This is a genomic window from Corynebacterium sp. (assembly GCF_022712275.1).
Lineage (GTDB): Bacteria > Actinomycetota > Actinomycetes > Mycobacteriales > Mycobacteriaceae > Corynebacterium.
In genome coordinates this window covers 13,489-36,063 of record NZ_JALAGU010000023.1, presented here as the reverse complement: position 1 = coordinate 36,063, position 22,575 = coordinate 13,489, and the positions used below count along the sequence as shown (strand labels likewise).

Here is a 22,575-nt window from a genome sequence, read left to right as displayed (position 1 = left end):
GGTGACTTCTGTCGCATCCGGTGAACAACCGGGGACGATGACGGTCAACGTCCCGCTGAAGACGCAGCTCTTCCGCTTCATCTGTACTGGTGTCATCGGTGCGGTCGTCGACTTCGGGTCGACGTATCTGCTGCACCTCGCCGGACTGGGCGACGGCCTGTCGAAGACCATCGGCTTCATCCTGGGGACGCTGACCGCGTACTTCATCAACCGGCGGTGGACCTTCCAGGCGGCTCCGTCGACCAAGCGGTTCATCGCCACGATGTGCTCCTACCTGCTGACCTATGTGGTGCAGCTGGGCCTGTACGTGGTGTGCATCCCCTGGCTGGAGGACAACGACTTCTCCGGCTTCTGGGTCCGAGCGATCAGTTTCGTCATTGCCCAGGGCACGGCGACGGTGCTGAACTTCATCATCCAGCGCTGGGTCATCTTCCGGGTGGTGTGACCGGGCCAGGAAGTCACGGACGTGGGTGCCAGTCCTTCATCGGCCGGTCGGTGTCGATCGCCTCGTCCTCCCGGCGGTTACGTCGCAGCCGCTTGAGCAGGTGGCGCACCGTGTCCGCCACCTCGGTCGCGACATACTCCGGTGCTTTGTCGACGCTGAGGTCGGAGTACCGCAACAGGTGGTAGTCCCATCGTGTCGCCTGGTTCCCTTTGCATCTGTCGTTCGTGAAGGTGGTTCGCCTCGCATTCCCTCCTCCGTGGTAGGTGTAGCTGTCGATCTCGGTGAGGAGCCTGACCTCCGGGATCACGATGTCGAAGCAGTAGCCCCTGACCATCACATTCGTCTCGATCGTGATCTCACCTCTGTCGCGCTCGGCTTTCAATGACTTCCTGATCAGTAGTAACGCCTTCTTCTCCAGCCCGCTGGCCGTGCCGATGACTGATCTGTTCCGGATGCTCTCCAGCTTCGCCCGCCCGGTGCCACTGAGGTCTTCCAGGTCCTCCGTCAGTCGAGCACTCCCCGTCAGCCCGGAGTAACCGGTTTCCAGTACCTTGATCGCAGCGTCCTCATCGTCGGTGACCAGGGACGCCGCGATGGCGGCGGGTGTGCTGACCCGGAGGTCCCCCAGGTCGAGCGAGGGTCTGGGAATGCGGCGACGGATGCGGATGCGTGGATCTCTGCGGGTGGAGCTCGGGTGGTCCGCTTCCGCCGGCCACCGCATCGGACCCACCCCCAGCAGGAAGGACGCAGTGTTCCCCGTGTAGACCAGCTTCGGATACGCCGTCGCGTAGGCGGCGAGAGTGAGCCGTGGGGAGGGATCGGTGACGTACCACCCGTTCATCAACTTGTAGAGTGCCTTCTTCGTGACGGCGGCGGCGATTCTCCGGTCATCCCACCCGGCGTCCTTCAGTTCGGCGGTTGTCCAGATCTGCTTGGTCTGTTGTGTGCCCATGTGTTCCCCTCCGCCACGACCCCCTGCCGCGTGCCTCTGCAGTGTAGCGGCGTTGAGTAGAGCGTTCCAGGGGTAGCTGTGCGGAATGTTGGTCCGATTCGGGCGTTCCGGATGTGTCGGCAGTTCCGAATCGGGGCAGTTTTCTGCACCGGCCCCGGCCGGCCCTGCACCAGCCGCGCGAGGACGCGGCCCGCCTACGGCCGGTAGAACTTCTCCTGCTGACCCTTGCGCAGCAGCCGCAGCCACTCCTTGAAACCCTTGATGTCACGCTGCTGGACCAGGAAGTACCAGCCGAAGCGTGCGTACTCCTGGGGCAGCAGCCGACGCATCCCCGGCTGGTTCATGAGGAAACCCCGGTTCCGGTAGGTGAAGTAGCGCTTGAACTCACTGTCCGGGTACTGGGTGTGCATCTTCCCACCGAGGATCGGACGGAACTCGTCGGAGCCGTCCGGGTGCAGGTAGGAGGTGGTCAGGCAGGTGCCGAAGGGCAGGCCGGACCGGACGATGCGGCGGTGGTACTCGACTTCGTCACCACGGATGAACAGGCGGTAGTCCGGCACACCGATCACCTCCATGGCCCTGGCGCTGATCAGTGCCCCGTTGAACAGGCTGGCGATGCCGGGGAGGAAGTCGCCCTGCAGCTCGGAGAGGTAGCGTCGCCAGACCACACCCTGGCGCAGCGGGAAGGCGAGCCGGGCCGGCTCATCGATGTTGCAGACCACGGGAGAAACTTCAGCAAGACCGTTCGCTTCGGCGACGCTGTAGAGCGTCTCCAGCACGTTGTCGTCGGCGGGGCGTCCGTCATCGTCGGCACACCACACAGCGTCCATCCCCAGGGACAGTGCGGTGAGGAAACCGAGGGCGAAGCCCCCGGCGCCGCCGAGGTTGGTCTTCGACGGGACGTAGACGGCACGGTCGCCGGCCACCTCCTCAACGAGAGCACGGACGGCGTCATCTGCACCGTTGTCCACCACAATCACCTTGTCCACCGGGTGCGTCTGGGAGCAGACGATGCCGAGGGACCCCTTCAGCAGCTCGACCCGGTTGTGGGTGACGATGACCGCGGCGGTGGTGCCGGTGCGGTCCAGGAGTGCTGCTGACGGTTCAGACATGGTGCTCATTGTGCCATGCAGGTGGCGGAGACCAGGTCGCCGGCCGGGTGACGCGGTTCCCACCCGGCCCTGACCCGGAGACAGGGTTACGCTCGGAGAGGTACCAGTTCAGGTTCAGACCACCCGTTTCGGAGGACAGCACCGTGAGCCAGACGCCCACCACCGACCAGCCCATTCTCTACCCGGCCGCCCCGTCCGGCGCCTACGCCGCCCTGGCCGGGAAAGTTGCGAGGAGGGTCTGTGCCCGGGCCGCGGCGATGTGCGGGATCACGGTGGGGGAGCGGGAGGACGCCGACCTGGTGCTGCACCGTCCCGGGGACTTCTACGCCCGGCTCGGCGTCCAGGGACTCGTCGGCTTCGGGGAGTCCTATGTCGCCGGGGACTGGGACGCCGCCGACCTGGCGGGCACACTGACGAAACTGTGCCGGAAGATCACCGGGCTGCTGCCGCCGTGGCTGCAGAAGCTCGGCGGGCTGTACACCTCGCGGCGTCCGCTCGGGCAGAAGAACACGGTGGCCGGGGCGAAGCGGAACATCAGCGCCCACTACGACCTGTCGAACGACTTCTTCGCGACCTTCCTCGACGAGGGACTCAGCTACTCCTCGGCCTTCTTCGACAAGCACCCGGAGTATGACCTCGCCACCGCGCAGGACGCCAAGGTCGAGCGTGCCCTGGACCGCGCCGGGGTGGGCGAGGGAAGCCGCGTCCTCGAGATCGGCACCGGCTGGGGCGAACTCTCGCTGCACGCTGCACGGCGCGGGGCACAGGTCACCTCGGTGACGCTGTCGACCGAGCAGGCGGACCTGGCGCGGGAGCGCATTGCGTCAGAAGGGTTCGCCGACCGGGTCGACGTGCAGCTGTGCGACTACCGCGAGGCCACCGGCACCTATGACGCGGTCGTCTCCATCGAGATGATCGAGGCGGTCGGCGCGGAGTACTGGGACGAATACATGCAGGTCGTCCATGACCGGCTGGTGGACGGCGGGCGCGCGGTCATCCAGGCGATCACCATGGAGCATGCGCAGATGCTCGCCACGAAGGACGCCGCGACGTGGATCACCACCTACATCTTCCCCGGCGGAGTGATCCCGAGCGTGCGGGCGCTCAATGAGTCGGCATCGCGTGCCGGACTGTCACTGGGGATGCGGAACAGCTTCGGACACGACTACGCGCGGACGCTGGGGGAGTGGGATGCGGCGTTCCTGGACGCCGCATCCACCGGGCAGGTCGATGCCCTGGGCTTCGGCCCGGACTTCCAGCGGCTGTGGCATTTCTATCTGGCGTACTGCCAGGCCGGCTTCGCCTGCGGCTACATCGACGTGGGGCAGCTGGAGTACGTGCGGTAGGGGGCCGTTCGCCCGACCTACAGCCGGCCGAGGTCCCGCAGGACGTTGCGGACGTGTTCCTGCGCACCGGGCCCCTCGTAGGCGCCGACGATCTCGTCGACGGGACCGCAGGCCTTGATCTCGCCGTGGTTGACCCACAGGGCCGAATCGCACAGCTGAGCCAGGAACTCATTGGAGTGGGAGGCGAAGACCAGGATGCCGGACTTCGCGACCAGGGCGGACAGCCGTTCACGGGCCTTCGCCATGAAGGCGGCGTCCACCGCGCCGATACCCTCGTCGAGCAGCAGGATCTCCGGCTCGATCGAGGTCACCACGCCCAGGGCCAGGCGCACACGCATGCCGGAGGAGTAGGTGCGCAACGGCATGGAGAGGTAGTCGCCCAGCTCGGAGAATTCGGCGATGTCGTCCATCTTCTTCTGCATGGACCGCTTCGACTCACCGAGGAAGAGTCCGCGGATGATGATGTTCTCCCACCCGGAGATCTCCGGGTCCATACCCACACCGAGGTCGAAGACCGGGGCGACGCGGCCCTTGACCACCGCGGAGCCCCGGGTCGGCTCGTAGATGCCGGAGAGCAGCCGCAGCAGGGTCGACTTGCCGGCACCGTTGTGACCGACCAGCCCGATCCGGTCGCCCTCCTTGAGGTGCAGGTTCACGTCGCGCAGTGCCTCGACGACGACGGTGTTTTCGGAGTTGCGGCCGATCGCACCGCCGGCGGCGCCGAGGAAGGCCTTCTTCAGGGAACGGGTCTTGGCATCGAAGATCGGGAAGTCGACGCAGGCGTTGTAGGTGTCGATGGAAACCATGGGATAACTCCTGTACTCGATTAAACCCAGTAGCTGACGCGGGAGCGCCACTGGCGCATGAAGATCATGGCGAAGAGGGTGCCGAGGACAGTGAGGACGCAGACGATCAACCAGGAACGCCACTCCACCGGCTCGTTGATCATCGGTCCACGGACGATGGCCATGTAGTGGTACAGCGGGTTGATCTCCGCGAGGTAGGCCTTGTTGCCGAGGTCACCGATACGGTCCTTCAGGGTGGAGTCCATCCACACGATCGGCGTCATGTAGAACAGCAGCTGCACCAGGGACTCCAGCAGCGGGGCGACATCCCGGAAGCGGGTCGCGATGATGCCGAAGAACATCGTCACCCACACACCGTTGGCGACGAGCAGGGCCAGGCCGGGTACGGCGAGGATGACCTCCCAGCCGACCGGGATCTGGAACACGGCCAGCAGGATCAGCCAGATCGCCAGGTTGTGCAGCAGGAAGAGGAACTGCTTCCACACCAGGCGGTAGACGTGCACGCTCAACGCACTGGGCAGCTGTTTGATCAGGCCCTCGTTGGCGATGAAGACCTGCGAACCCTCGTTGATGCAGCCGGCGATGAATCCCCAGAGGATGAGGCCGACCGCGACGTGCGGCAGGAAGGTCCTGATGTCGATGTCGAAGAGCAGTGAGTACAGCAGACCGAGGGCCGTGGCCATCACACCGGTGGCGATGGTGATCCACAGCGGGCCCAGGACGGAGCGGCGGTAGCGCTGCTTGATGTCCTGCCAACCCAGGGTGAGCCACAGTTCGCGCTGGCCGAAACCGCGCTTGAGATCGTCCCAGGCGGCCCCGTAGGTCTGCGAGGTGGACGCCGGGATCTTGTCTTCGTCGACCCGGGCGACGTAGCGGTCGAACTCCGGGGTCAGCGCGACCGACGGGGCGGTGCTGCTCTCGTTCTCTGAATCTGACACCCGACAAAGGTACCCCGGTCTCCCTCCCCCGGGGCAAAGACGCGGCAGAGGCGAGGTGAAGTCGCGCACGAACGGGGGACGTTTCCAGGGGGGTTTCACTGTGGGATCGAGCACGGCTCTCCGGGGCTTGCGGTGCTGTCAGCCCGGCGCTGTAGGATCGTGCAGACGAGTGACTGTCATAGATTAGAGGTGCGTACAGGCGTGTTCGATTCCGCGAGGGTCCGAGGGCTCTATGTCTCCCAGTCCGACGGGTGGACCTACCTCAACGGCGGAGCGCGTGCCCAGGTCCCGGAGAAGGTGAGTTCCGCAGTGACGCGGGCTTTCCGCACCGCGCCGCTGCAGGCGGACCCCGGCGCCGGCAACGGCACCCGGGGGGACGCCTACATCGACGCTGCCCGTGAGGCCGTCGCCGACCTGGTCGGCGGTACTCCGGAGTGTGTGGTGCTGGGCCCCAGCCGTGCCGTCCTGCTCAACACCCTGGCGGCCTCGGTTCCGGCGAAGCTGCGGATCGGCCGCGAGGTCGTGCTTTCCCGCGTCGACGACCCGGTGAGCAACGCCCCCTGGGAACTGGCCGCAGACCTCTACGGCGCATCCCTCCGCTGGGCCGAGGCCGAGCTGACCACGGGTTCCCTGCCGACGTGGCAGTTCAGTGAGCTCATCGGCACATCGACCTCCATCGTCGCGGTCGCTGCGGCGAATGAGCACATCGGCACGGTGACGGATGTCCGTGCCATCGCCGACCTGCTGCACGCGAAGTCCAACGGGTGGCTCGTGGTGGATGCGGCATCCTACGCCCCCTACCGCTACATCGACATGGCGGAATGGGGTGCGGACGTCGTCGCCCTGGACCTCGCCCCGCTGGGTGGTCCGGAGGTCGGGGCACTGGTCTTCCGTGATCCGGCGATGCTCGCCGAGCTGCGGTTGGCGGAGGTGAAGACCGGTCGGCACTCCACCCCTGATCTGCTGGCCCTGGCGCAGCGCCGGGTCGCGGCCCTGGAGCGTGGTGGGCTGGCCCCCGGTCTGCTCGGTGCCGTCCCGGCGACAGTCGACTTCCTCGCCGGACTGGACGAGGACGCCACGGGAGACCGCCATGAGCGGCTGCGGACCTCCCTGCCGGCCGCGGAGGCGTACATGCACACCCTGGCCCGGCACCTGGTCGACGGGCTGCGGGACTTCGGCGTGGTCCACGTCATCGGTGTGACCGGCGAGGACGACGGCTACGGTCATTCCGGCAGCCACGGGGCCGCCGGTTCCTTCGACAGCGACGGCAGCGGCTACAACTCGGTCGACCGCGTGCCGCGGGTGAGCTTCCTGGTGCCCGGTGTGACGGCGTCCGGCGTGGTCGGGCGGCTGCTCGACAACGGCGTGGTCGCCGAGGTCGTGGGCCTGGAGGACAGCGCCCTCTTCGACCAGATGGGGGTCGCGGAGATGGGTGGCGCCGTGTGTGTCGGCTTCGCACCGCACAACACCCGCTACGACGTCGACCAGCTGGTCCGCGTCGTCGGCGGGATGGTGTAGCGGAGCCTAGCTGGCGTCCTCGTCAGCGACGGTCACCCCGCCGGGGGTCTCCGCGTCGAAGGTGCAGGTGACCCAGTCGCCGTCAGCCATCTCCAGCACGTACTTCCCGGCGTCGACGGTGGTCGGCATGGTCTTGCCGAAGAAGAGGTGGAGCAGGGCGTATCCGCCGATGATGACCGCCAGGGGAATGGCGAGGGTGAGTGTCCAGGCGGCGGCCCCGCTCATCTCCCGGCGCTTCGGTGGGGTCTGCGTGGGCTGCTGGGCTGCACCGTTCGGCTGCTGTCCGTTCTGTGGCGCCCAGTCGGGCTGGCCGGTGAGGGCAGCCCCACCCTGCTGGGGTGGGAACGGGAGTTCGCATACGGTCCCTGGGTGGTCATGCGGGGCTTCTCCTTGACGTTCATCGGTGGCTGCGCTGCCGTCGGCGGTGCCGGACGCAACGCTGACAGTCTACCCGGAAGATGAGGTTTGCCTGAGTGCGCGCCACACCCCTTTTTCGAGGGGAAGGATCGCCCGCAGGCGGGACGACACGCGGGAGAGTCCGGCCCACGGTCGGCGTCCTGCCGACGGGTACGGTGTGCGAGGTAGGTTCCGCAGATGTCGGGGACAGGCCTGAAGACAGGCACGGAACCCGCACAGAACCAGGCACGGAGGCAGGAGAGGTCATGACTGCGTCACAGCCACCGGTACCGGCGGGGACCGGGGACACAGTGGAAACAGGGGAACCGACAGCCTCAGCGCGTGACCTGTGGAGCGTCCGCATCGGCGAGGTCGTCGAGCTGGCCGACGCCGACCGGCGGTCTGTCGTCGTGGCGGGCCGGGTCATTCCGCTGGTCTACCGCTCCGGCACGCCGGACGCCCGCGGCAGGCACGGTAGTCAAGGCAGCCCCGGCGAAGTCCCGGGACGCCAGATCAGTGACCATGACCGGAAGCGACTCGAGGGTCTCGTGGAGTACCTGCGGGTCCGTCCCGACATGGTCCGGGTCGCGGTGCTGCGGCAGTCGGACTGGCCGGTGGCACTGGTCCGTGACCGGGGACTGGTCTGTGGCGTCCTCGTCGTCGATCTCGCGGCGTCGCACACGGCTGCCCAGGTCGCGGCCCGGGCGGTGGGGCCGACCATGTCCCTGGCGGAGATGGCAGACACCCCGGTCGAGTCCGAGGTGTCACTCCGGCAGCGCTACCGCGCGCTGGCGCAGCTCTGCGTCCTGCTCGACACCTTCCGCAAGAACGGTCGCGATCTTGTCGGACTCACCGGGGACGCCGTCCGGGTCGGTGAGCGGGGACGCGACGTCGTCCTCACCGGTGCCGCTGACCTGCAGGTGGGCGTGCTGCTCGCCACCGGGACGGCGGAGCCGACATTCCTCAACGACGCCTCCGTCTTCGCCGGTCTGGTCGTCCGGGTCCTGGTGGGACGCCGCGACGTCTCCGTCGGTGACCTGGACAACCTGCCGCCGGACGTCAGGGCACTGGTGCGTCAGTCCCTGGATGCCGGGGACGGCCCGGCGACTGATGTGGATGACGGGGTACCGGATTTCCTCAGCTGGTGGTCGGTGCTGAAGACCGTGGCGACGGGCGTGATCCGGGGTCCCCGACCGGCTCCCCTTCCGGAGCCGGCCCCGGTCGTCCCGGTACCGGTGGAGTCTGCCCCGCCTGCCCCGCGCCGAGTGCGGGTCAGGGACATGCTGCCGGGCATGGTCACGGTCCTGGGGACATTGCTGCTTCTGGTCGGTGCGCTGGGCCTGCTGGCCGGTGCCCCGGTCTGGGCGTGGGCGCTGGAGGGCGGAGGTGTCATGCTCGCCGTCGGTGGACTGGTCACCGGCGTCCGGGCGATGCACCGCCGTGAGGGGCTCCGCCTCACGCCCCCGTCTACTCCACCGACAGCACGATTGTCCCGGTGATGTCCCCGGCGAGCAGTGCCTGGTGCGCGGCCGCGGCGTCCTGGACCGGGATGACGCGGTCGATGTGGTGGCGGATCGTCCCGTTCTCCAGCAGCGGCCAGACGTGTTCGACGGTCGCGGCGACGACGCGGGCCTTGTCCTCCCGGTCGCGGTAGCGCAGGCCGGTCGCCGAGATACTGCCCCGCTTGTTGAGCAGCCTGCCGATATTGAGTTCGCCCTTCACACCGCCCTGCATGCCGATGATGACGAGGTGGCCGTCCTTCGCCAGGGCCGAGACATTCCGGTCCAGGTACTTCGCACCGATGATGTCGAGGATGACGTCTGCCCCGCCCTCCTCCTTGACGGCCTCGACGAAGTCGTCCTCGCGGTAGTTGATGAGCATGTCAGCGCCGTAGCCGCGGCACACCTCCAGCTTCTTCTCACTGCCGGCAGTCACCGCCACCTGCGCCCCGAGGGCCTTCGCAACCTGGATGGCGAACAGGCCCACACCGCCGCCACCGCCGTGGATGAGCACCAGGTCGCCCTTCCCGACCTCAGCGGTCATCATGAGGTTCGACCAGACGGTGCAGGCGACCTCGACGACGCTGGCGGTGTCCGTCAAACTGTACCCGGACGGCACAGGAAGCAGCTGACCTGCGGGGACGGCGACGTACTCGGCGTACCCGCCGCCGGAGAGCAGTGCTCCGACCTCGTCGCCGGCGTACCAGGGGGTGCCGTCCGGGCGGACGCAGCCGTTGGCGTCCTCGATGACGCCGGACGCCTCGAGGCCGATGATGTCGGTGTCCCCCTTCGGTGGTGGGTAATGGCCCTGGGCCTGGAGAGTGTCGGCCCGGTTGACACCGGCTGCGGTGATCCGCAGCAGGACCTCGCCGTCGGTGGGGGTCGGGGTAGGGGTCTCCTGCCAGGTCAGGGAGGTGGGGTCACTGGTGTCTGTCTGGATGATCGCCTTCATGCCTCTCCAGCGTAACTGCGTCTGCCCCGGCCGGGGTGGGGGGAGCGGTCACGCACCAGCGGGGGAGTCTTTCGGCGGGGACTCGGTGCGCTACACTTGTCCCGCTGTGTCGGCGGCCCCTGCAGGACCGTCCGGCGCACGAGGAGATGTGGCAGAGCGGCCGAATGCACTGGTCTTGAAAACCAGCGACGAGAAATCGTCCGGGGGTTCAAATCCCCCCGTCTCCGCCGTTCACGAAGAGAGATCTGCCACCCCTCAGGTCGCCGGACAGTCCGGAAAACGACCTGAGGGGTGGCAGATCTTGTGTGTGACCGACGGACCGACGCTGTGCAGCTGGATCTGCGGCCTGTGTCGCGATGGATGTCAGCATCACGCAGTCTGAGGTCGGCCCAGCCCCCTATCGAACAGCCTGACGCTGCATGATGCGTACACATGTCCCCGGAGCCCACCCCGGTCCCCTCCTACGCCACCACGTCGACGTAGTCCCCGACCTGCAGGGTGTTGAAGAAGGCCACGGCGTCGTCATGGTTCAGGTGGATGCAACCGTGGGACATCACGTCAGGGGAGCCCTCGTGGAAGGCGATGCCGATGTCGCCCGGGTAGGCGGTGCCGGCCGAGAAGTACACCGAGTACGGCATCGGCGCATCATAGGTGTTCGACCACTCATCGATGATCTTGCGCGTCACCTGGGTCAGCCCGGCCGGGGTCTCGTAGCCGGCGCGTCCGGAACTCATCGGCACCGGACCGCGGGTGATCGTGCCACCGGACTGCAGCCATGCGGTCTGGTTGGTGAGGTTGATGCAGGCCTTCGCCTGGGCGGAGCAGCCGGTCGACGGTCGCGGTGCCGGCTGCGGGGTCGGCGACGGGGAGGGCGCCGGTGCAGGTGCCGGACTGACACCGGGGATGTCCGGCAGGTGCCCGAGGGTGTCGTCGACGGCTCCGTCGACGGCATTCTGCGCGTCGGAGAGGGCGTCCTCCGCCATGCCCTGGAGATCGGTCGCCGACGGCACTGAGGGTAGTGCCGGAGCGGGGCCGGTCTGGGCGGTCGCCGCCGGAGCGAGGGCCAGGGAGCCCGCGACGAGGATGCCGAGTGCAGTGAGAATCGTGCGCATGAACTTCATGATCGAAAACCTCCTGAGTCCCTTCCCAACCTACCCGCCGGAATGCACCCCCGCCCGGCTACTCCAGGACGGTGATCCGCCGCAGTTCCGGCAGTTCCCTCACCTCACCGCCGTCGAGCGCGATCCGCAGCGGCGCTCCGACCGTGCAGTCCAGCAGTCGTGCCCAGGTCAGACGCTCGCGGTGCAGCTCGCGGCGTCCGGTGGTGAACAACCAGGCCGACCGGTCGAGCAGCAGGGAAGCGTCCTCCAGCTCCAGCAGGTAGACGCCGTCGAGCGTCCGGCGGCGCAGCCCGTCCAGTGAGGTCACCGGGGTGTCCTCCCCGGGTGCGGCGATGACCCGGATGGAGGAGACGAGCCCCATCCGGTGCGCGATCCCCTCTGTGTCGGTGATGACCAGGGGCGCTGCGACGTTGCAGCTGCGCACTCCGGAGTGCTCCCACACCACCGGCTGCGGCAGGTCATGGACGGCATCGGTGCGGGACGCCGGGATCCGTCGCACGGCCACCCTGTCGGCCCCGACGGTCACCAGCTGGGTGGCGGTACCGGCGGAGTTCTCGGTCGTGACGAGGTAGCGTCCCGTCGGATCGTCGAGCCGCGCCGGAGTCTCCTCGGCCAGTCGCCGCAGCACGGCGAGCGTCTCCTCGTCGGTGGCGTACCAGTCGGCGCCGTGGGTCTCGAGGAGCCCGAGGAGCCGGGTGAGAGTCAGGTCGGGGCGGGCCTCCCAGAGTCGGATGAGGGCGTCCGTCACCACCGGGATGCGTCGGGGATCTTTCACGCCGCCATCGTACGACCCCCACCCTTCCCACCTATCGGGAAACCCTGGTGAAACTGCGGTGAAATACGTCCGTAACAATAGTTCTGATATGTGAGACTCTAAGTTTTATACAGTGGGACACAACAGATGGAACGATATGCGGTCTCCTGGGCGCTAAGATACATACACAACTTCATGTGGAGACCGCACCCGCGTTCACCTCAGAACTGTGGCATCCGTCACAGTGCAGAGTGGGCACCTGCGGGGGTGAGGAAACCCTGATTTGGCGGCCCCTGACGACGGCCGTATCTGTGAGGGAAACCCACCGGTCCGATGACGGTCCACAGGCAGCGACGCACCACCTCCGTGTCCCGCCCGGACCTCATGCCCCACCACGACTACCCGGAGGCTGACGACCCCATGACTGACGAACAGATCCGTTCCAACTACCCCGCACCGCAGGGCCTCTACCACCCTGCCTACGAGCACGACGCCTGTGGCGTCGCCTTCGTCGCGGACATCCACGGCCGAGCCACCCACGACATCGTGAAGAAGGGCATCCAGGCCCTGGTCAACCTCGACCACCGCGGTGCCGCCGGTGCGGAGAAGAACACCGGTGACGGTGCGGGCATCCTGCTGCAGGTCCCTGACCGGTTCCTGCGCGAGGAAATGGCGGCCGAGGGTGTTGAGCTGCCCCCTGCCGGTGCCTATGCCACCGGTATCGCCTTCCTCCCGGCGTCCCGCATGGCCGCCCTGGACGCCATGCGCGCCGTCGAGGACATCATCGCGGAAGAGCAGCTCGACCTGCTCGCCTGGCGCAAGGTTCCTGTGGACGACTCCTCCCTCGGCGCCATGGCCCGCGACGCCGAGCCGATCTTCTACCAGCTCTTCCTCGCCGGTAAGGACACGGAAGGACGCCAGCTCGAAGGCATCGAACTCGACCGTCGCGCCTGGTTCGTGCGCAAGCGCGCCGAGCGTGAACTCGGCTCCAAGGGTGCCGGTGCAGGCTCGGGTGCGGACACCGTCTACTTCCCGTCACTGTCCGCCCGCACCATCGTCTACAAGGGCATGCTGACCACCCCGCAGCTGCGCGAGTTCTACCTCGACCTGCAGGATGAGCGGATGGAGTCCGCCCTGGCGGTCGTCCACTCCCGGTTCTCCACGAACACCTTCCCCTCCTGGCCGCTGGCCCACCCGTTCCGCCTGCTCGCGCACAACGGTGAGATCAACACCGTCCGCGGTAACGAGAACTGGATGCGGGCGCGTGAGTCCCAGATCCGTTCCGGGATCCTCGGCGACATCGACCGCGCCCTGCCGGTCTGTGACCCCGACGGCTCCGACACCGGGCGCTTCGACGAGGCCCTGGAACTGCTCCACCTCGCCGGACGCTCCCTCCCGCACGCCGTGATGATGATGGTCCCCCAGGCCTGGGAGCGGAACCCCCACATCGATCCGGACGTCAAGGCCTTCTACGAGTACCACTCCTCGATGATGGAGGCCTGGGACGGCCCCGCCGCCCTCGTCTTCACCGACGGCACCGTGCTCGGCTCCGTCCTCGACCGCAACGGTCTGCGTCCCGGACGCATCTGGGTCACGAAGGACGGCCTGGTCATCGGTGGCTCCGAGGCCGGTCTGCTGCCCGTCCCGCCGTCCGAGATCATCGACCGACGACGCATCGAGCCGGGCAAGATGTTCCTCGTCGACACCGCCCAGGGCCGGATCATCCCCGACGAGGAGATCAAGGCGACCATCGCCGACAAGCCCTACCGGCAGTGGGTCGACGACAACATCGTCCGCTTCTCCGACCTGCCCCCGGTGCACTACGAGCCGATGACGCACGAGCGTGTCGTGCTGCGTCAACGCGTCTTCGGGTTCACCGAGGAGGATGTCGACCTCTTCATCCGGCCGATGGCCGCCGCCGGCCACGAGCCGCTCGGCTCCATGGGTACCGACACCCCGGTCGCCGCCCTGTCCGACAGGCCGCGGATGCTCTTCGACTTCTTCGCCCAGCGCTTCGCACAGGTCACGAACCCGCCGCTGGACTCTATCCGTGAGAAGATGGTCACCAGCCTGTTCACCCAGCTCGGTGCGCAGCTCGACATCACCTCCGAGGTACCCGAGGCAGCCCACCGCATCCAGCTCGGTAAGCCGCTGCTGCTGAACTCCACCTTGGCCACCCTGCGTGAGGCCGGGGAGCACGAGGGCTTCGAGGCCTTCCGCTCCGCCGTCATCTCCGGGCTCTACCCGGTCGCCCACGGCGGCCGCGGCATGCGACAGGCCATCGACCGGGTCCGTCGGGAGGTCTCCGCCGCCATCAATGACGGTGCGACGCTGATCATCCTGTCCGACCGTGAATCCAACGGCCGGCTCGCACCGATTCCCTCCCTGTTGCTCGTCTCCGCCGTGCACCAGCACCTGGTCAAGGAGAAGACCCGCACCCGCGCGTCCCTGATCGTCGAGGCCGGTGACGCCCGCGAGGTCCATCACTTCGCGATGATGCTCACCTTCGGCGCGGATGCCGTCAACCCCTACATGGCGATGGAGACCATCGACGAGCTCGGCAAGGACGGACGCCTCGGCGGTCTCGACGTCGAGACCGCCTGCCGCAACTACATCGACGGCTCCTGCGCGTCGGTGCAGAAGATCATGTCCAAGATGGGCATCGCGACCGTGGCGTCCTACCGCGGCGCGCAGCTCGCCGACGTCACCGGGCTGTCCCAGGCCTTCCTCGACGAGTACTTCACCGGTGCGGTCAGCCCGATCTCCGGTATCGGCCTCGACGAGATCGCCGACGACGTCGCCGTGCGTCACCGTTTCGCCTTCCTGCCCCGGCCCGAGGAGGCTGCGCACCGCGAGCTCGAGATCGGCGGCGAGTACAAGTGGCGTCGCGAAGGTGAGTACCACCTGTTCAACCCGGAGACGATCTTCAAGCTCCAGCACGCGACCCGCACCGGAACCTACCGGATCTTCAAGGAGTACACCGAGAAGGTCGACAACCAGGCGAAGAACCTCGCCACCCTGCGCGGCCTGTTCGAGCTGCACTCCGACCGCCCGTCCATCCCCGTCGACGAGGTCGAGCCGGTCAGCGAGATCGTCAAGCGGTTCTCCACCGGCGCGATGAGCTACGGCTCCATCTCCGCCGAGGCACACGAGACCCTCGCCATCGCCATGAACCGGCTGCACGGCAAGTCGAACTCCGGTGAGGGAGGCGAGGACCCGAAGCGCTTCGAGCCGGAGGCCGACGGAACCTGGCGCCGCTCCGCGATCAAGCAGGTCGCTTCGGGACGCTTCGGTGTGACCAGCCATTACCTCAACAACTGCACGGACATCCAGATCAAGATGGCCCAGGGTGCCAAGCCCGGTGAGGGCGGCCAGCTGCCGCCGCACAAGGTCTACCCCTGGATCGCCGAGGTGCGCGTCACGACCCCGGGCGTGGGACTGATCTCCCCGCCGCCGCACCACGACATCTACTCCATCGAGGACCTCGCCCAGCTCATCTACGACCTGAAGAGCGCGAATCCGGACGCCCGTATCCACGTCAAGCTCGTCGCCGAGCAGGGTGTGGGCACCGTCGCCGCCGGTGTGTCCAAGGCCCACGCCGACGTCGTCCTGATCTCCGGGCACGACGGCGGTACCGGCGCGTCTCCGCTGAACTCGCTGAAGCACGCCGGCGGGCCCTGGGAGCTCGGCCTCGCCGAGACCCAGCAGACCCTGCTGATGAACGGCCTGCGCGACCGCATCACCGTCCAGTGTGACGGCCAGATGAAGACCGGCCGCGACGTCATCATCGCCACCCTGCTCGGCGCCGAGGAGTTCGGTTTCGCGACCGCGCCGCTGGTCGTCGAGGGCTGCATCATGATGCGCGTCTGCCACCTGGACACCTGCCCGGTGGGCGTGGCCACCCAGAACCCGGAGCTGCGTAAGCGCTTCACCGGCCAGGCCGACCACGTGGTGAACTTCTTCACCTTCATCGCCCAGGAGGTCCGCGAGTACCTCGCCGAGCTCGGGTTCCGCACCCTGGAAGAGGCCGTCGGCCACGCCGAGTGCCTGCGCAAGGGTGAGGTCGACCCGGCGCACAAGACCGCCGCCGCCCTGGACCTCGACCCGATCTTCGCGATCCCGGACAGCCCGTTCATGCACCAGGACCGCTACCGGACCAGGGCCCAGGAGCACGGCCTGGAGAAGGCACTGGACAACCGTATCCGTACCGACGCGGAGGAGACCATCCGCCGCGTCGCCGCCGGAGCCACGGGAGAGGACGCCACCATCGACCTGGCGTACCCGATCACCAACGTCGACCGTTCCGTCGGCACGATGACCGGGTCGATGGTCAGCCGGGTCGCCGGACGCGACGGCCTGCCGGAGAACACCGTCAACCTGACCTTCACCGGCTCGGCCGGCAACTCCTTCGGCGCTTTCGTACCGAAGGGCATGACGCTGACCCTGGTCGGCGACGCCAACGACTACGTCGGCAAGGGTCTGTCCGGCGGCATCATCGCCATCCGGCCGGATGCCCGCGACGGTGCGGTCGGCCCGCACCAGACCATCGCCGGCAACGTGCTCGGCTTCGGTGGCGTCTCCGGTGAGATGTTCATCGCCGGAAGCGTCGGCGAGCGGTTCTGCGTCCGGAACTCGGGCCTCACCGCCGTCGTCGAGGGCGTGGGTAACCACGGCTGCGAGTACATGACCGGTGGACGCGTCATCGTGCTCGGCCCGGTCGGCGAGAACTTCGGCGCCGGCATGTCCGGCGGTATCGCCTACCTGCTCGACACGGGCGAGGAGGGCTACCGCGAGGAGGTCAAGGGCAGGGTCAACCCCGAGCTGGTGGACGTCGAAGACGTCACCGACGCCGAGGAGATCGACTGGCTCATCGAGACCATCAGCAAGCACCGGCGCCTCACCGGTTCGACCGTCAACGTCAACCCGGCAGCGCTCATCAAGGTCATGCCGCGGGACTACCGCCGCGTGACCCTCACCATCGAGGCCGCGCGTGCCGCCGGACTCGACGACGACGGCGTTGCCGCCGCGATCATGGAGGAAGTGAAGTAGCAATGGCTGATCCGCAGGGTTTTCTGAAGTTCCGCCGCGAAGAGGCGACCCACCGTCCCGTGCCGCTGCGTCTGCTCGACTGGCACGAGGTCTACGACGAGTTCCCCGACGGGAAAGTGCAGACCCAGGCCGCCCGCTGCATGGACTGCGGCGTCCCGTTCTGCCATGACGGTTGCCCGCTGGGCAACATCATCCCGGAGTGGAACGACCTGGTCCGTCAGGGCCGCTGGCGTGAGGCCTATGACCGGTTGCACGCCACCAACAACTTCCCCGAGTTCACCGGACGCGTCTGCCCCGCCCCCTGTGAGGGCGCGTGCGTCCTCGGCATCGGGGATGACCCGGTGTCCATCAAATCGGTCGAGCTGCAGATCGTCGAGCACGCCTTCGACAAGGGCTGGGTGACGCCGGTGAAGGCGTCCTTCTCCACCGGCCAGTCCGTGGCAGTCGTCGGTTCCGGCCCCGCCGGTCTCGCTGCCGCCCAGCAGCTCACCCGCGCCGGCCACGACGTCACCGTCTTCGAGCGTGCCGACCGGATCGGTGGCCTGATGCGATACGGCGTGCCGAACTACAAACTCGAGAAGAAGTGGCTCGACCGTCGTCTCGCCCAGATGGAGGCCGAGGGCACGACATTCCGCACCAACACCTCACCGACCGCTGAGGACCTCGCCCGGTATGACGCTGTCGTCCTCGCCCTGGGCGCCACCATCGGACGCGATGTGCCGGTGTCCGGCCGTGACCTCGATGGCGTCCATCAGGCGATGGACTACCTGCCGCTGGCCACCAAGGTCCAGGAGGGCGACTTCGAGGTCTCCCCGATCGATGCCAGGGGCAAGAAGGTCGTCATCATCGGCGGCGGTGACACCGGCACCGACTGCTTCGGTACCGCGCTGCGTCAGGGTGCTGCGTCTGTGCACCAGTTCGACATCAACCCCGCCCCGACCAAGGACCGACCCGCCGACACCCCGTGGCCGACCTGGCCGCGGATCTGGCGGGTCGCCTCCGCACACGAGGAGGGTGAGTACACCGTCACCGGCAACGAGTCCGCCGACGAGATCGAGGCCCTGGGTCTGGCGTCCCGCGTGGCGGGTGACGCCCTGGGCGAGCGTGACTTCAAGATCAACACCGTCGAGCTCACCGGCAAGGACGGGCACGTCACCGGGCTGAAGGCGGCGCGCTGCGAGCGTACGGACCACGGCCTGGCGAACATCGAGGGCTCCGAGATCGAGATGGACGCCGACCTGGTGCTGCTCGCCGTCGGTTTCGCCTCGGTCGATTCCAAGGGCATCGTCGACGAACTCGGCCTGCGCATCGACGGTCGTGGCCGCGTGGTCCGCGACGACTCCTACCGTGCCCGCTGGATCGAGACCCCCGCCGTGCAGGACGCCGGCTTCGACGCCCCGGTCTTCGTCGCCGGTGACGCCGGTCGCGGCCAGTCCCTGATCGTGTGGGGTATCGCGGAGGGACGCGCCTGCGCCGCCGCCGTGGACCGCCAGCTCATGGGCGAGACCGCCCTGCCGACCCCGGTCGCCCCGACGGACGTGCCGCTGCGGGCGTAGTTCCGCTTCGACGCGCCGGGTCGGGCGCTGCAGGTTGGCCTGAGCCACTGAGAGACCAACCTGGAGCACCCGACCCACGTCTGTATGCCGTCGACCGGTCACTAGAATCCCTCACGTGACCACCGGCGCCCTCCTCAGCATCCTCGTGGCGTGGCTCCTCGCCATCGCCTCGCCCGGCCCCGACCTCGTGCAGCTGCTGCGTGTCGGGGCCGTCCGCCGTAACGGCGTGGCCTGTGCCTTCGGCATCATGAGCGGCAACCTGCTGTGGATCGTGGCCTCCATGCTGGGCCTCTCCGCACTGGTCGACAACGTTCCCGGGATCCTCACCGCACTGTTCCTCGTGGGTGGCTGCGTCCTGGCATGGATGGGGCAGGGCGCACTGCGCGGTGGACTCGCCGCCAGAAGGAAGGACGCCGTGCTGCCCGACGCGGCGTCCTCCCTGCTCTCCACCACGATGGGCACCGCCCAGGCGTGGCGGCTGGGCCTCGTGACGAACCTGTCGAACCCGAAGGCGCTGGTGTTCTTCGGCGCGGTCTTCGCCGGCTTCGTGCCGCCGGACACCTCTTGGGCGATGCGGACCGTGGTGCTGGTGATGATGATGGTCACCGGTGTGGCGTGGTTCGTCTTCGTGGCTGTCGCGGTGTCCGTCCCGGCACTGTCGAAACGCCTGCAGGCAGCCGGAGCGTGGATCGACATCGTCGCCGGAACGGTCTTTCTCATCCTCGCTGCGGTGCTGGTCATCGAGGGTATCGCCCGGTTGCTCTGACCTGCGCTGTAACACTCTGGTCACGATGTGCACCGTCAGTTAGTTAACGCGCGGCACCGGGCATAGGATGGTCCGCATGCACATTCAGGACGTCCCTGTCCGCGGTGACGACATCCGTCTCGGCCAGTTCATCAAGCTCGCGAACCTCGTCGAGTCCGGTGGCACCGCCAAGGAAGTTATCGCTGCAGGTCAGGTGGCGGTCAACGGTGAGGTCGACACCCGCCGTGGCCGCCATCTCCACGTCGGTGACGTGGTGAGCCTGCGTGACCCCGAGGCCGGTGACACCGGCTCTGCAGCACGTGTCGCAGCACCCGTGGACGGCGAAGACGACTACTTCGACGAAGCCACCGCTGATGACGATTTTGACCCGGAAAAGTGGAGGAACCTCTGATGCCCGCTCTCGTTGCCGAACCCGGCATGCCGATCTGGATTGATCTGGCGACGACGGACCTCGAGTCGGCGAAGGACTTCTACGCCGAAGTCCTCGGCTGGGAGTACGACGACCCGTGCGGTGGCTACACCATCGCCAAGAAGCAGGGGATGCCCGTCGCCGGCCTCGGCGAGGTCCCGGACGACAAGTCCTCCCTCTGGGGCATGCTGCTGTTCACCCCGGACATCGACGCCGCCCACGACGAGGCCGTGAAGGCCGGTGCCACCTCGGTGCTCCCCCCGCGTGACGTGGGCAAGCGTGGCCGGATGGCTGTGCTGGTCGACCCCTCGGGCGCGACCGTGGGTCTGAAGCAGCCGAAGGAGAACGAGCCCTTCTTCGCCGCCGGCGAGCCGGGGACCCCGGTCTGGCACGAGCTGCTGGTCGGCGGACACTTCGACGAGACCACCGCCTTCTACCACGAGCTTGCCGGCTGGGACATCCGCGTCCACAACGACACGGACCGCTTCCGCTACGCCACCGGCGAGTACGACGGCGCCCCGCTGGTCGGGCTGTGGGACACTTCCGAGCTCGACGAGAACCCCTCGATGTGGACCCTCTACCTGGGCTGCGTTGACGTGGATGCTGCAGCGAAGAAGGTCAAGGCCGCCGGTGGACGCCTCGTGCGTCAGCCCTGGGACTCGGAACTGGGCCGGATGGTCACCATCGTCGACCCGACCGGTGCGCTGGTGAACCTCTGCGAGATCGCCGAGCCGGAGCCGGAGACCCTGGCTGACTGGCACGAGCCGGACCTGCTGGACCCGGAGAACATGCCCCAGGAGCTCAAGGACGCCATGGACGCCGCCCGAACCGCCGGTGAGACCGCCGCGGAGCAGATGAAGCGCGGCGCCGACTGCGAGTAGTCGGGCACCAGCCGGGTACCCACCCGTCGTACACGAAAACCCTCACCAGCTGAGGTACGTCCGGAGATCCGGGGTGTACCTCAGCTGGTGAGGGCTTTCTGACTGCGTTCTGTGTATGCGTCCTCAGTGCTGCAGGCCTGTGGCTACAGGGCCGGTGCAGCCTCCGCCTCGGGTGCGGTGGCCTCTGCCGGAGCCTCTGCCGGAGCCTCCGCCGGTGCGTCCTCGACCGGGGCGACCTTGTCGGCGCCGTCGGCGATGAGCTGGGCGATGTAGTCCTGTGCGCCGAAGGCGTTGAGCAGGTCCAGGACGTTCTGGAGGGTGATCTTGCCCGAACTGTCGCCGAGGACGCCGGACACCAGCTGCGAGATCTCGGACTCCGGCAGGGTGACGTCGGAGTCACGGGCCTCGGTGCCGGCGGAGGTGATCGCCTCGGAGGTCTCGGCGTCGAAGCCGGCCTCGGTGGCGGAGCCGAACACGGCCTCCGGTCCGACCTCGCCGGCGACCAGGCCGAGCAGGTTGACCAGCATGTCGGTGGTCAGGGGGATGTCGGGGATCGGGATGCCGAGCCCGGCAGCACTGTGTTCCACGGTGTTGGTCAGGCCTGCCTCGGCGACCGCGGCGTCCCGGATCGGGCGCAGTGCGTCGGAGGCGTTGCCCACGGCGGTGCCGGCGGAGGCGGAACCGGCCAGGGCCTGGAGCTCAGCGTCCGACCCGTAGTAGGTGTTCAGGTCGACGTCGGTGATGACGCCGTCCACCTGGCCACTGCCGCTGTACTGCCAGAAGGTCGGGGCGTCCCAGCCTCCCGGGGTCTCCTCGGGCAGCTCGTCGGTGTAGTACGCCAGCCACAGGGGGTACTCGGAGAACTCGGTGGTGTTGCCCATCGAGCCGATCCAGAAGGAGTAGTAGGTGTAGATGATCGGATCGCGACCGGTGAGGGTCTTGATCTCGTCGATCCAGTCACGCACCCAGTTCTGCAGCTGCTCCGGACCCAGGCCGCCGGTCTCCTCGAGGTCAAGGGTCGGGGGGAGGGACGGGCTGACGCCGGTGGAGAGGACCGAGGCGTAGTAACGGGCCTGGGAACGGGCGTCGTACTCGGGACGGGCGTAGTGGTAGCTGCCCGGGGTGACGCCGGCGGCGGAGGCTTTGGCGGAGTCCGAGGAGAAGTAGGGGTTGGTGTAGCCGGTGCCCTCGGTCGCCTTGATGAAGGCGAACGACTGGCCCGAGTCGGCGACGGCCTGCCAGTCGATGGAGGCACCTCCCGGGTGCTGGTGGCCGGCGACGTCGATGCCGTCCAGGTCGGCCCAGGAGGGGGAGGGGAGGACGTCCGTGGCGACAAGCGCGGCGACGGTGGCTGCCGAGCCGAAGAGGACGGTGGCGGTCAGTCGGGCGGGAGTGGTGGTGCGCACGTGGCGGCGCCAGGGAAGAGAACGCATGAGCCACACCATACACACAAATCACGTTAGTCACATCAGTAACATCGGCGTGTCGCGACCATCATCACACCAGGTCATCGAATAACAGGAGTGTGATTTGTTTCCGATGGTGGAGGAAACGCCCAGCGTCCGGACAGGACCGTGGCATGAGAGAGCCCGGCCTGCCGCGGGAAGCGGCGGACCGGGCGGGGGAGAAAAGTTTTCGGTGAAGCCTGACCTGATCAGACGGCGGCAGCGAGGGTGTCCGCTGCCCAGACCACGTCGATGCCGGCAGCCTGGGCGGCGCCGAGGGCGGCACCCGGGTTGGCCAGTACCCAGTCGATGGTCTCGGCGGGGACGCCGTAGTTGAGGGCCGCGGCGTAGGTGGCTTCCGGGTTGGCGGTGAGGGTGGCGATGGTCTCCGGGCTGACACCGGCGGCGAGGGCCACAGCGGCGGCGCCGGAGAAGTCCTGGATCTTGTTGGTGGAGGCGGCCGCGGCGGGGGCTTCGGGGGAGGCGCCGGCGGTGGACGCGATGCCGATACCGGCACCGGCGACAGCGAGGCCGGTGAGTCCGACCATGGAGGCGCGGACCAGTCGGGAGGGGGAACGACGGGTGGACGGGGAACGGTGGGAACCGTGAGGCTGGAGAGACATGGCAGCC

At 67.8% G+C, this 22,575-nt stretch carries 19 protein-coding genes and 1 tRNA gene; 10 read left to right on the top strand and 10 right to left on the bottom strand.

Annotation, left to right across the window (positions count from 1 at the left end):
* Position 1: 1 nt before the first annotated feature.
* On the top strand, positions 2–445 hold the full coding sequence (locus tag Q0A27_RS04765; RefSeq protein ID WP_291473920.1) for a GtrA family protein: 444 nt from the start codon (positions 2–4) through the stop codon (positions 443–445).
* Positions 446–458: 13 nt separating this feature from the next.
* Here Q0A27_RS04765 and Q0A27_RS04760 read toward each other — a convergent pair whose 3' ends face one another.
* Together Q0A27_RS04760 and Q0A27_RS04755 are read right to left on the bottom strand one after the other, a co-directional pair.
* Complete coding sequence (locus Q0A27_RS04760; RefSeq protein WP_291473919.1) at positions 459–1,397, bottom strand: hypothetical protein; 939 nt, start codon at positions 1,395–1,397, stop codon at positions 459–461.
* A gap of 194 nt (positions 1,398–1,591) precedes the next feature.
* Positions 1,592–2,509, bottom strand: a complete 918-nt coding sequence (locus Q0A27_RS04755) for a glycosyltransferase (RefSeq protein WP_291473918.1) — start codon at positions 2,507–2,509, stop codon at positions 1,592–1,594.
* Positions 2,510–2,652: 143 nt separating this feature from the next.
* On the opposite strand from Q0A27_RS04755, the gene Q0A27_RS04750 reads away from it, so the two are divergent.
* Complete coding sequence (locus Q0A27_RS04750; RefSeq protein WP_291473917.1) at positions 2,653–3,855, top strand: cyclopropane-fatty-acyl-phospholipid synthase family protein; 1,203 nt, start codon at positions 2,653–2,655, stop codon at positions 3,853–3,855.
* A gap of 17 nt (positions 3,856–3,872) precedes the next feature.
* Here Q0A27_RS04750 and Q0A27_RS04745 read toward each other — a convergent pair whose 3' ends face one another.
* Both Q0A27_RS04745 and Q0A27_RS04740 read right to left on the bottom strand, forming a co-directional pair.
* Positions 3,873–4,661, bottom strand: a complete 789-nt coding sequence (locus tag Q0A27_RS04745) for an ABC transporter ATP-binding protein (protein ID WP_291473916.1) — start codon at positions 4,659–4,661, stop codon at positions 3,873–3,875.
* A 20-nt stretch (positions 4,662–4,681) separates the two neighbouring features.
* Positions 4,682–5,554 carry an ABC transporter permease gene (locus Q0A27_RS04740; RefSeq protein WP_291473976.1) on the bottom strand — a complete coding sequence of 291 codons (873 nt, stop codon included), beginning with the start codon at positions 5,552–5,554 and terminating at the stop codon, positions 4,682–4,684.
* Between the two features lie 246 nt (positions 5,555–5,800).
* On the opposite strand from Q0A27_RS04740, the gene Q0A27_RS04735 reads away from it, so the two are divergent.
* The gene (locus tag Q0A27_RS04735) at positions 5,801–7,117 is read left to right on the top strand and encodes an aminotransferase class V-fold PLP-dependent enzyme (RefSeq protein WP_291473915.1); all 1,317 of its coding nucleotides are present in this window, start codon (positions 5,801–5,803) and stop codon (positions 7,115–7,117) included.
* 6 nt (positions 7,118–7,123) lie between these two features.
* Here Q0A27_RS04735 and Q0A27_RS04730 read toward each other — a convergent pair whose 3' ends face one another.
* Positions 7,124–7,342, bottom strand: coding sequence for a hypothetical protein (locus Q0A27_RS04730; RefSeq protein WP_291473914.1), 219 nt, complete (start codon positions 7,340–7,342; stop codon positions 7,124–7,126).
* A 437-nt stretch (positions 7,343–7,779) separates the two neighbouring features.
* On the opposite strand from Q0A27_RS04730, the gene Q0A27_RS04725 reads away from it, so the two are divergent.
* Positions 7,780–9,012 (top strand): hypothetical protein, encoded by a 1,233-nt coding sequence (locus Q0A27_RS04725; protein WP_291473913.1) that lies wholly within the window; start codon positions 7,780–7,782, stop codon positions 9,010–9,012.
* On the opposite strand, the gene Q0A27_RS04720 is transcribed toward Q0A27_RS04725, so the two are convergent.
* Positions 8,981–9,964 (bottom strand): NAD(P)H-quinone oxidoreductase, encoded by a 984-nt coding sequence (locus Q0A27_RS04720; protein WP_291473912.1) that lies wholly within the window; start codon positions 9,962–9,964, stop codon positions 8,981–8,983. The two genes, Q0A27_RS04725 and Q0A27_RS04720, sit on opposite strands and share 32 nt — an antisense overlap.
* A gap of 142 nt (positions 9,965–10,106) precedes the next feature.
* On the opposite strand from Q0A27_RS04720, the gene Q0A27_RS04715 reads away from it, so the two are divergent.
* Positions 10,107–10,191, top strand: a tRNA-Ser gene (locus Q0A27_RS04715).
* Between the two features lie 234 nt (positions 10,192–10,425).
* Here Q0A27_RS04715 and Q0A27_RS04710 read toward each other — a convergent pair.
* Together Q0A27_RS04710 and Q0A27_RS04705 are read right to left on the bottom strand one after the other, a co-directional pair.
* Positions 10,426–11,085 carry a L,D-transpeptidase gene (locus Q0A27_RS04710; protein WP_291473911.1) on the bottom strand — a complete coding sequence of 220 codons (660 nt, stop codon included), beginning with the start codon at positions 11,083–11,085 and terminating at the stop codon, positions 10,426–10,428.
* Between the two features lie 58 nt (positions 11,086–11,143).
* Positions 11,144–11,860, bottom strand: a complete 717-nt coding sequence (locus Q0A27_RS04705; RefSeq protein ID WP_291473910.1) for a hypothetical protein — start codon at positions 11,858–11,860, stop codon at positions 11,144–11,146.
* Between the two features lie 399 nt (positions 11,861–12,259).
* Here Q0A27_RS04705 and gltB point away from each other — a divergent pair, with 399 nt between their 5' ends.
* The 5 genes from gltB (at position 12,260) to Q0A27_RS04680 (ending at position 20,500) form a co-directional block, all read left to right on the top strand.
* Positions 12,260–16,888: a glutamate synthase large subunit gene (gltB, locus tag Q0A27_RS04700; RefSeq protein ID WP_291473975.1), complete on the top strand. Its 4,629-nt coding sequence runs from the start codon at positions 12,260–12,262 to the stop codon at positions 16,886–16,888.
* A gap of 2 nt (positions 16,889–16,890) precedes the next feature.
* Entirely contained in the window at positions 16,891–18,444 is a 1,554-nt protein-coding gene (locus tag Q0A27_RS04695; RefSeq protein ID WP_291473909.1) for a glutamate synthase subunit beta, read from the top strand.
* A gap of 115 nt (positions 18,445–18,559) precedes the next feature.
* The gene (locus Q0A27_RS04690) at positions 18,560–19,210 is read left to right on the top strand and encodes a LysE family translocator (protein ID WP_291473908.1); all 651 of its coding nucleotides are present in this window, start codon (positions 18,560–18,562) and stop codon (positions 19,208–19,210) included.
* Between the two features lie 76 nt (positions 19,211–19,286).
* Entirely contained in the window at positions 19,287–19,601 is a 315-nt protein-coding gene (locus Q0A27_RS04685) for an RNA-binding S4 domain-containing protein (protein WP_291473907.1), read from the top strand.
* Positions 19,601–20,500: a VOC family protein gene (locus Q0A27_RS04680; RefSeq protein WP_291473906.1), complete on the top strand. Its 900-nt coding sequence runs from the start codon at positions 19,601–19,603 to the stop codon at positions 20,498–20,500. The genes Q0A27_RS04685 and Q0A27_RS04680 overlap by 1 nt, the downstream gene beginning before the upstream one ends.
* A 143-nt stretch (positions 20,501–20,643) precedes the next feature.
* Here the strand turns inward: Q0A27_RS04680 and Q0A27_RS04675 are convergent, their stop codons facing one another.
* Positions 20,644–21,933, bottom strand: a complete 1,290-nt coding sequence (locus Q0A27_RS04675; protein ID WP_291473905.1) for a glycoside hydrolase family 25 protein — start codon at positions 21,931–21,933, stop codon at positions 20,644–20,646.
* 221 nt (positions 21,934–22,154) lie between these two features.
* Complete coding sequence (locus Q0A27_RS04670) at positions 22,155–22,568, bottom strand: hypothetical protein (protein ID WP_291473904.1); 414 nt, start codon at positions 22,566–22,568, stop codon at positions 22,155–22,157.
* Positions 22,569–22,575: the final 7 nt, after the last annotated feature.